Origin of the sequence: Shewanella sp., from assembly GCF_051658185.1 — a bacterium.
Taxonomy (GTDB): domain Bacteria; phylum Pseudomonadota; class Gammaproteobacteria; order Enterobacterales; family Shewanellaceae; genus Shewanella.
Window position 1 is genome coordinate 1 of sequence record NZ_JBOFMC010000444.1, and the last position, 7,406, is coordinate 7,406.

The 7,406-nt window shown below is 46.9% G+C and carries 7 protein-coding genes and 1 pseudogene; 4 read left to right on the forward strand and 4 right to left on the reverse strand.

The annotated features are described in order from the left end of the window. Nucleotides 1-236: pseudogene (locus tag ACRCZA_RS16130) on the reverse strand (urocanate hydratase); the annotation flags it as partial. 124 nt (nt 237-360) lie between these two features. Next, on the reverse strand, nt 361-1,068 hold the full coding sequence (gene hutC / locus ACRCZA_RS16135; protein WP_438675403.1) for a histidine utilization repressor: 708 nt from the start codon (nt 1,066-1,068) through the stop codon (nt 361-363). Nucleotides 1,069-1,246: 178 nt separating this feature from the next. Between hutC and hutI the strand changes: the two genes are divergently transcribed. After that, nucleotides 1,247-2,473, forward strand: coding sequence for an imidazolonepropionase (gene hutI / locus ACRCZA_RS16140; protein ID WP_438675404.1), 1,227 nt, complete (start codon nt 1,247-1,249; stop codon nt 2,471-2,473). Between the two features lie 152 nt (nt 2,474-2,625). Here the strand turns inward: hutI and ACRCZA_RS16145 are convergent, their stop codons facing one another. Beyond that, complete coding sequence (locus ACRCZA_RS16145) at nt 2,626-4,101, reverse strand: capsule assembly Wzi family protein (protein WP_438675405.1); 1,476 nt, start codon at nt 4,099-4,101, stop codon at nt 2,626-2,628. 66 nt (nt 4,102-4,167) lie between these two features. Beyond that, nucleotides 4,168-4,659, reverse strand: coding sequence for a pantetheine-phosphate adenylyltransferase (coaD, locus tag ACRCZA_RS16150; RefSeq protein ID WP_438675406.1), 492 nt, complete (start codon nt 4,657-4,659; stop codon nt 4,168-4,170). 297 nt (nt 4,660-4,956) lie between these two features. Here coaD and ACRCZA_RS16155 point away from each other — a divergent pair, with 297 nt between their 5' ends. From ACRCZA_RS16155 to ACRCZA_RS16165, 3 genes are all read left to right on the forward strand, one after another. Beyond that, the gene (locus tag ACRCZA_RS16155) at nt 4,957-6,024 is read left to right on the forward strand and encodes a glycosyltransferase (RefSeq protein WP_438675407.1); all 1,068 of its coding nucleotides are present in this window, start codon (nt 4,957-4,959) and stop codon (nt 6,022-6,024) included. A 252-nt stretch (nt 6,025-6,276) separates the two neighbouring features. After that, entirely contained in the window at nt 6,277-7,038 is a 762-nt protein-coding gene (locus ACRCZA_RS16160) for a LicD family protein (protein ID WP_438675408.1), read from the forward strand. Continuing rightward, a partial coding sequence (locus ACRCZA_RS16165) for an adenylyltransferase/cytidyltransferase family protein (protein WP_438675409.1) occupies nt 7,031-7,406 on the forward strand: 376 nt, incomplete at its 3' end. The genes ACRCZA_RS16160 and ACRCZA_RS16165, both read left to right, overlap by 8 nt.

Sequence of the window (7,406 nt, forward strand, 5' to 3'; positions counted from 1 at the left end):
GTTTCATCGTCTTCGAGACGTTGTAGCACTTCGATGATTTTGTCGTAGCAGTCCCAGTCGCGGGCCGCGCGGCCGATACCGCCGTAAACCACTAAATCCTCTGGGCGCTCGGCCACATCGGGATGTAAGTTGTTCATTAACATGCGCATTGGCGCTTCGGTTAACCAGCTTTTACAGCTTAATTGGCTACCATGGGGCGCAATAATGCGGCGGCTTGGGTCGTGTCGCTTATCCATTGAGATGTCCTCTTTCAACCTGTTGAACTCACTCGCCATTTGGCTAAGTGCTATTGTTTTTATTGTGTTTTTGTCGCTAAAAATCGGATGAATGCCATCAGCATTCACCTCTTCTTGCGTGACGCTATTTATTGAATGTCAGATGACCACCGAGTTTAAAGCGGCTACCTGGGTGTACTAATTTGGCAAAACTCACCACCCCTTGGCGTGACCAAGTGCGGCGTGAAATCTGTAAACAGGGTTCGGTCGCCGGGATGGCTAACCTCTGCTGCAATTCGCTACTGGCAATAATGGCTTCGATGGTGTGATGTGCCTCGGTCAGCGGCGCCACCTGCGATAAGTATTCATGGGGTGTTTGCTCGCGAAAGTCCTGCACTAAGTAGTCGGGCGCAAAGGCGGGATTTACATAACGCTCCTCGACTTGCAGCGGCACGCCCTGCTCGCAATGCACTAATATTGAATGAAATACCGGACTGCCGACGTCGAGCGCCAGTGCGATGGCAATCGGCGCGCTGGCGTTCACTTGCTCAAGTGCTAATTGCTGCACACTGTAACCATGGCCACGATCTTTGATTTCATCGGCAATATTGCGGATAGCCAACATGGAAGATTGCGACTTACGCCCCGCCACAAAGGTGCCCAGCCCTTGTGAGCGTTCAAGCACGCCGTTATCGGTCAGCTCTGTTAAGGCGCGCCGCGCCGTCATGCGGCTACAGACAAACAGCTCAGCCAGCTGATTTTCTGAGGGCACGCGGGCATTTTCTTCCCACTCACCGGACTCGATACAGCCAATGATGTATTGCTTTATTTCTGCAAACTTAGGCGTAGCCAAAATACTTCCTCGGTATAAAAGTCGAGGTACTAGCGAGTCGGTGCTAGTCACTCTTTTAAACGTTCAAAATTGCGGCTACAATCCTAGCTTGTATATACAAGTAAATACAAGCTAGCTCACATAACTTTCGATACTAAAGAGTTTGCGGGGCACACAGCCAGCGCAGCGAGGGATAACAATGTCTTGGGATCAGGTTTGGATAGACGTTAATGTAGCGACAATGGACCCTTCTATATCAGCACCTTACGGCGCAATCACCCATGCGGCTATCGCCGTAAAAGACGGTAAAATTGCTTGGCTTGGCCCGCGCAGCGAACTCCCCGCCTTCGATGTGTTGTCCATTCCGGTTTACAGGGGCAAGGGCGGTTGGATTACCCCCGGCCTCATTGATGCCCACACCCATTTAGTGTTTGCCGGCAATCGCGCCAATGAATTTGAGCTGCGTTTAAAGGGCGCCACCTACGAGGAAATCGCCCGCGCCGGCGGTGGGATTATTTCGACCGTTAACGCCTGCCGCGAGGCCGACGAAGCCGAGTTATTCGACCTTGGCCGCCAACGTTTAAATGCCTTGGCGAAGGAAGGCGTGACTACGGTTGAGATTAAATCTGGCTATGGTTTAGATACCGAAACCGAACTCAAAATTCTGCGTGTGGCCCGCGAACTGGGTAAACATCACCATGTGGATGTCAAAACCACCTTCCTCGGTGCTCACGCAGTGCCGCCCGAATATAAAGGCAACAGCGATGGCTATGTCGACTTAGTTATCAATAAGATGCTGCCGGCGGTGATCAAAGAAAACCTCGCCGATGCGGTGGATGTGTTTTGTGAGAATATCGCCTTTAACCTAGAACAAACCGAACGCGTACTGAGCGCCGCTAAGGCTGCGGGTTTACAGATCAAACTCCACGCCGAGCAATTATCCAATATGGGCGGCTCGGCATTAGCCGCACGCTTAGGGGCAAAGTCGGTTGATCATATTGAATATTTGGATGAGGCTGGCGTTAAAGCCTTAAGTGAAAGCGGCACCTGCGCCGTGCTGTTACCGGGCGCGTTTTACTTTTTGCGGGAAACCCAAAAACCGCCCATCGATTTATTGCGCCAATACGGTGTGCCTATGGTGCTGGCAAGCGACGTTAACCCAGGCTCGTCACCCATTTGCTCAACGCTGCTGATGCTAAACATGGGCTGCACCTTATTTCGCTTAACGCCCGAAGAAGCTTTAGCGGGCCTAACACTCAATGCAGCCAAAGCACTGGGGATTGAAGATAAGGTCGGCAGTTTAGTGGTTGGCAAACAGGCGGACTTTTGCCTGTGGGACATTTCAACGCCCGCACAGCTCGCTTATAGCTACGGGGTGAATCCCTGCCAAGAAGTCGTTAAAAACGGCCGATTAATCCATCAATAAGCCTAACCGGCGCCCCAGTATTTCAGCGGGCGCCATCAAGTCTTTATTCAAATGGCCATAGATTAAAAATGAGTTTAAACAATGTGTTGAAACAGCTTATTGAAACAATAGGCAGAAACAAACGACCAACACAGCCTTAGCGCTATACCGCGTTAGAATCGATATTCGTAACTGCTAAAAAAGGTCGCATTGGTCTCATTATCTTCGAGTTCAAAGGTAGAACGACCAACACTGCCGCCGACGCTCCACATCCCCTTCCAGACTGGCATCCGATAAGAAAGCTCCAACATCAATAAGTCTTCTTTTGGCTGCTGTGGCGTCCAAGGGCTGGCCACATTGCTACCGTCCTTATTTAATTGAGCGTAGCGCAATAAGGAGGTAAAACCGCGGCTATCACTAAACTGCCCGACCAAGCCCAACACCCACACCTGCGCGTCGCTATCATAGGTTGAACCGAGGGCGCGGCCATAATAACGCGCCCCACTTTGATACACAGGATCCTCGTAGAAACAGTTACCACGGCCAGTATCACAGCTCACATAGGTGTCGGCGTATTCCATAAAGAGTGTAAACTGCTGCCCCACTGTGCCGAAATGGGTATCAATCCCCCAGAGGGAGCCGCAGTCACTGCCATTCTCGCAGCTGCGCTCGAGGTATAAACCGACCGGGATATCCTGCCAGGTATCCGCATAACGTAAATCAAGACTCTGGGTGCGATGGCCGGCATCGCGGCGCTGCGACGGGGCACAATCCTTGCTGCCATCCACACACACAGCGTCGCCATCAATGGCATCCCACCAAGTGCCGACATCACACTCTTGGCCCTCACCGCAAAACAGCGTCGACCACGCTAACCCTATCTCGAGTTGTTTCAGCGGCTTGGCACTAAAACGCATGTCCCATTCGGCGGTTTTCGGCACTGCGCGGTCAGCTTCAGTGAGACTCAGTCCCGTCTTAAAGGTCCAAGGACCAAGCCACTCCAGCCACGGCGTCGTAAACGCCGCCGCATTGTTACGGCTCAGAGTGAGCGACTGCATCGGCCGCGCATTATTAGACCGGTGCAGCGCCGAATCAATCCCCGGGCCCCACCACTGCTCAACCGAGCCTAAGGTTGCGATCCAGTTACCCAAAATAAACGCAAAATAGGACTCATCAAGACGAAAGTTTTCATCATCCTGAGGATCAACGGTCTGAGTGAACGTCGCCTTATAGGCCACTCGCGGGCCTAAATGTTCAAAGGAGGCCTTTGCTTCACCCTGCTCACGATAATCACTACCATAATGCTGAAAACGGGCAGGATCGGTGGCAACCGCCAGCTTCACACGCGCATTGCCACGGTTTTCAAGGGCGTTTTGATAATAAAAATTCACCCGCGCAAACGCTTGCACTAAGGCAGGAGAAAGCAACTCAGGCTCAACCTTGGCTAAATCACCGCCAATCCCCGACCACATCAACGGAAAGGTGTTAACTGGCACAGTGATAACCCCTGCATCGGCCAGCGCTTTAATGTCGGCGCGCAGATAAATATCCGAAGCATCGACCCAAGGCGCAGCCGCCAACATTGAGGAATACAGCAAGCTTGCACCAACACTCGTGGCAAACATGGTGGGGAATAACAATGCCTTCATAACATCCTTTTGAGTATCATCGCGAGGCCTGAGGCCTCAAAGTTTGACTGACAACATTAAGCCATCTCAAGCTTGACTGAGTTTAAGTTTGGCCGCGAGCGCGCTGGCCACCGCAGGGTGAACAAATTGGCTAACATCCCCGCCGTGCAAGGCCACTTCCTTCACTAAGGTTGAAGAAATAAAGGCATTTTCCTCTGCCGGCGTTAAAAATACGCTCTCAAGATCGGGGCTTAATCTGCGATTCATGTTCGCCAATTGGAACTCATACTCAAAGTCAGACACCGCACGCAACCCACGCACTAACACGCTTGCCCGCTGCTCCTTAGCAAAATCCACTAACAGACCTGAAAACCCCACCACTTCCACGTTATCCAAATGCGCCGTGACGCGCTTAACCAATTCAACCCGCTCGGTTAAGGTAAACCTTGGTTGCTTTGATGGATTGGCAGCAATGCCAATCACCACATGCTTAAATAACTTCGCCGCCCGCTCGATCAAATCAGCGTGACCATTGGTAATGGGATCAAAGGTCCCAGGATAAATTGCTCTTGTGTGCACTTTGCCAGCCCAACCTAACTATTAACGCCATAAGATCATGGTCGTCAGTCTACTCGTTTTAGCAAAGCGAGTGAATAATCACAGCCCAAACGCCTATCAATCCCCCTTAAAAAACCTAAAAAACCACAATAACTCGCATGATCCAAGCCCACCTAAAAACACAAACTGATATAATGCCGCCTCGCAGTGATTCGATTTAAGCTGTCAACAACGATGTTGCTCACCAAGCCTACCGCCAAAACAGGGCCTCATCGGCTTGAAAGCAGCAACGACTAACGACATGTAAAAGAGCCTTATATGAAGAAAATCGCCATTTTTTGCCATAACTTTTTCTCTAACGGAACGGTTAAAGTTGCCTTATCTCAAGCAGAAATATTGCAGGAAGCTGGGCAGGATGTGCATTTATTTGTATTTCATAGGGAAGGTGACTTCCAACCGCCCAAAAACGTGACCATTCATTATCTCTTTGAGGCAGGCCAAAAGCCTTCGCTGCAGGAACAAATAGGGCAACTCAAGTCGGCCGTAGCCGAGGCGGAAACCACAGGAAAATTCTCCCTATTTTTAAGTAATTCAACCGATTGTGATATTGTTGTCTCTGGTTGCCAGTTCGAACCATGCTACTATTTCTGTCACTGCGCTCTCAAACAAGAACTCCTGATGGAATTCAAGCGTGGACCAGTCCATTTCTGGCGCCGCTGGAAAAAAGCCAAAGCACTGATTGGCAAAAAAATCATCACGGTTTCAAATGGGATTGCCGAGGAACTCAGGTCCACATCTTGGCTAAAACCCCAAAGCGTGCAAACCATTTATAACCCGTTTAGGCTCGAAGAAATCAAAAAGAAAGCCCAAGAATATATTGCAGAAATTCCTAACGAACCCTACATGATCCACGTAGGCCGAGTTACCCGGCAAAAACGCCATGATGTGTTATTTAAAGCGTTGCAACTGATGCCTGATGCCCCGAAACTCGTGTTACTCACAAATCGGCCTGAACGCGCAAGAAAACTCGCAAAAAAATACGGCGTAGAGCACCGAATTATTACCCCAGGATTTCAACAGAACCCTTTCCCTTGGATGGCAAACGCAAAGCTCATGCTGTTAAGCTCTGATTTTGAAGGGTTTGGATTAGTTATCGTTGAATCACTTATTTGCAACACCCCTGTAGTCAGCACCAATTGCCCTCATGGTCCAAATGAAATTCTGACAGGTGAGCTCGCCAAATTTCTAGTGCCGGTAAGACAACCTGCATTATTGGCCCAAAAAGCGCTTGAATGCCTCGCGTCTCCACCGTCCCTAGATTCTTTAGCGATTCTAGATGTTGTAAACAGTAAATATATTGCAAAACAATATTTTGAACTCACATAGCCAATTAGTTGCGTGCAAAAAAACATAATGGAGTATCAGAAAGACAGCGATCTGTAGGCGTTTTTATGGTCAATTGAGCGCAATCGAAAGAGAAGCCTCAATGTGGCATCAAGATCAAGATTGTCTGTTCTTGGAGATTTTCCAATTTTTGTTTTTTTTTGCGCTCTACTTCGATTAGAATCCATTTATCATCTTATTTTATAAATATTTTTTATGAACTTAATTAGAAAGGTACAGTTGCATCAAATACAAATGATGTCCGAACTGCAAAAAATATTTCATCAAGAAAATCTTACCTATTTTGCTATCGGTGGTACCGCCCTTGGTGCAGTGAGACACGAAGGATTCATTCCTTGGGATGATGATATTGATATTGCAATGCCAAGAGTTGATTATGAAAAATTTCTTCAACTACAACATAAATTACCATCACACCTTTTTATACAAAACTTTTACACCGAAAAAGAGTACCCTTTATATTTTACAAAGGTAAGAGATACTAATACCTTATTTATAGAAAAATCAAAAGTCGACAAAAAAATAAACCATGGAATTTTTATAGATGTATTCCCTTGGGATAATGTCAAAGAATTAGAGAAAGATAGAGATGATATTAAAATTCTTTTACATAAATTTAGACGAATCTCTATCACTGAACACAAAAGAGCGCACATTTTCCGTAGACTTAAGGCTTACTTCTATCAATTAATTTATCTCGAAAGATCGCAATCTTCTTTGTTTGCTAAAATTGATTCTGCCTATAAGAAACATAATCATGTCGATACAGGAAAAATAGGCAATGTCACATTTAATGATGTTATAGAAATAGCCGACCTGTATCCTTTAAAAATGCTTAAATTTGAGTCGATCGAATTACCTTGCCCTAACAATGTAGAAAAATATCTTTCTAAAAAATATGGTGATTATATGAAAATTCCCGAAGAGAAAGATCGTATCACTCACAACCCTGTCAAGGTTGTCTTAAACATTCATGATGAGCATAACAATGGCTAAAAGAATTATCACCTTTGGTACCTTTGATGTATTCCATATTGGACACATTAATATTCTAGAAAGATGCGCCCAATTAGGTACGGAATTAATTGTTGGAGTATCCAGCGATGAACTTAATTTCAAAAAAAAACAGCGATACCCTATTTACGAACAAAGTAGTCGCATCAAAATAATCAGTTCACTAAAATTTGTAAGCGAAACATTTGTGGAAGAGTCGCTAGAAATGAAACGCGATTACATTAATTATTATCGAGCAGACATTTTAGCGATGGGCGATGATTGGCAAGGTAAATTTGATCATTTCCGGGATATCTGTGACGTTGTATACTTCCCAAGGACACCGTCAATATCAACAACAGAAATTATTG

Coding starts and splice junctions, on each gene's coding strand:
- hutI (WP_438675404.1), top strand. CDS start 1,247: ATGTCTTGGGATCAGGTTTGGATAGACGTTAATGTAGCGACAATGGAC.
- ACRCZA_RS16145 (WP_438675405.1), bottom strand. CDS start 4,101: ATGAAGGCATTGTTATTCCCCACCATGTTTGCCACGAGTGTTGGTGCA.
- ACRCZA_RS16155 (WP_438675407.1), top strand. CDS start 4,957: ATGAAGAAAATCGCCATTTTTTGCCATAACTTTTTCTCTAACGGAACG.
- ACRCZA_RS16160 (WP_438675408.1), top strand. CDS start 6,277: ATGATGTCCGAACTGCAAAAAATATTTCATCAAGAAAATCTTACCTAT.